The organism is Roseobacter sp. MH60115 (assembly GCF_015644665.1).
Lineage (GTDB): Bacteria > Pseudomonadota > Alphaproteobacteria > Rhodobacterales > Rhodobacteraceae > Roseobacter.
On record NZ_JADOBQ010000019.1, the window covers coordinates 1 to 1055 of the forward strand.

The 1055-nt window shown below is 57.3% G+C and carries 1 protein-coding gene; it reads left to right on the plus strand.

The window, feature by feature from the left end; all coding sequences use genetic code 11:
- The first annotated feature begins 182 nt into the window (after positions 1-182).
- A complete protein-coding gene (locus ISX84_RS23080) occupies positions 183-944 on the plus strand; it encodes a YHYH protein (protein WP_229884520.1) in 762 nt (253 codons plus the stop codon).
- Positions 945-1055 lie beyond the last annotated feature (111 nt).

Sequence of the window (1055 nt, forward strand, 5' to 3'; positions counted from 1 at the left end):
TTGGCCCGGCTAAGCTCGTTTTCCTTGCAGCAGACGGATCTGTTTCCGCAGTGAGCCCAATTTGACCAATGCTGTTGTGGCCATGAAAGGCAGCTTTGGCGCGTCCATATGCTGCGACACAAAGAACGACGGAAATACCCTTTGCGCCCGTTAAACACTTATCCAAGCACCCGGAGGGTATCATGAAGACATTAGGCACCACGCTCGCTGTGACGCTGTTTACTGCCAGTGCGGTTCAATCGGATGTGACTATCACAGTGGATGGGGACCAGCGCTGCATCACGTCCTATGGCGTACCCGATCACGAAACCGGCCCGTGGCGGGCTGGTGCCACGGTGGAAGAGCAGCACCATAGGTTCTGCTTAGATGCTACGCCCGAACTCACGGACACCATCACAAGTAACGCTCGGATCTCGGGTATAACCTTGACCGGAATTCCATTGCGTCCGGGCACAGCGGAATACTATGACCCGAGGTCCGAGCGCGGGTATTCGCGCGATCCGTCTTCGGGATGGAATGTCGAGGGTATGGGCGGGCTCATCATGGACGCACAGAACGCGCACGTGGACGGTCAGGGCATGTACCACTATCACGGCATTCCCTCTGAAGTGGCAGGCGAACTCTACAACACGCTGTTTGGCTACGCGGCGGACGGGTTTGAAATCCACTACGTGGGCGACGAAGCGCAATCGTCATGGCAGTTGAAGAGTGGGGAGCGAGCCTCCGGTCCAGGTGGCGCACATGACGGCACCTACGTGCAGGATTACGAATTCGTTGAGGGCTCCGGAACTTTGGATGAATGTAACGGGGCAATGCTCGACGGGCAGTATGTGTATTTCGCCACCGGTACCTACCCGTTCTTTCCGCGCTGTTTCAAAGGCACGGTATCGAGCGACTTCATCGGTGGGCGTGGTGGACGTCCCCCGCCGAATGGCAACGGCTGATCCGAAGCAACCCGAAATTCAAAGAGCTGCCGTTTATCGATTGAACTCGAAAGGCAGCCCGTCCCGCAATCCCGACCTTTATCGCCAATCCATTGTCCGGTCCGGGCTGGC